Source organism: Escherichia albertii NBRC 107761 = DSM 17582 (assembly GCF_000759775.1).
GTDB classification, from domain to species: domain Bacteria; phylum Pseudomonadota; class Gammaproteobacteria; order Enterobacterales; family Enterobacteriaceae; genus Escherichia; species Escherichia albertii.
The window spans coordinates 1-808 of sequence record NZ_BBMY01000229.1; the positions used below are offsets into that span (position 1 = coordinate 1).

General features: G+C 50.6%; 1 protein-coding gene. It reads left to right on the top strand.

Annotated elements, in window-relative coordinates; all coding sequences use genetic code 11:
- Nucleotides 1-808 (top strand): IS481 family transposase (locus EA14781_RS22235; RefSeq protein ID WP_042336416.1); only part of this gene is annotated, 808 nt, incomplete at both ends.

Sequence of the window (808 nt, forward strand, 5' to 3'; positions counted from 1 at the left end):
AATCCCGCACAGTAAGGCACCTCTGGTGCGACGAAAAAAACACTGGCATCCCGATGTGCTGAAAGAGATTCGACGCCTCAGGACAGAGCTGCCGAACCTCGGTAAAGAGCAGATTTTTGTTCGCCTGAAGCCCTGGTGCGAACAGCGCTATCTGGCCTGTCCGAGTGTTTCCACCATCGGCAGAATGATCGCTGCCGCACATGATAAAATGCGGATGATACCTGTGCGTCTGGGATCGCGGGGGAAGGCACTGCTTGTCAAAAAGCGGTCTGCCAAACCCCGCAGGCCAAAGCACTCCCGCCCGGTAAAGACAGGTGAGCTCATTGGGATGGACGCCATTGAGCTCAGAATGGGCGAACTGCGTCGCTATGTCATCACCATGATCGACGAATGCAGCAATTACGCGCTGGCGCTGGCTGTGCCGTCACTCAACAGTGATATCGTCAATCACTTCTTCAGCCGCGCAGCCCGGTTGTTCCCGGTCGGTATCAGCCAGATAATCACAGATAATGGAAAAGAGTTCCTGGGAAACTTCGACAAAACGCTGCAGGAAGCCGCTATCAAACACCTCTGGACCTATCCCTACACGCCAAAAATGAACGCTATCTGTGAACGTTTTAACCGGACGTTAAGAGAGCAGTTTATTGAATTTAATGAGATTTTACTCTTTGAAGATCTGGCGCTATTTAACCAGAAGCTGGCGGAATATCTGGTGCTGTATAACAGCAAAAGACCCCACAAGGCGCTCGCACTAATGACGCCCGTGGAATATATTTTAAAAGAGAATAAAAATTGCAATATGTGGTGG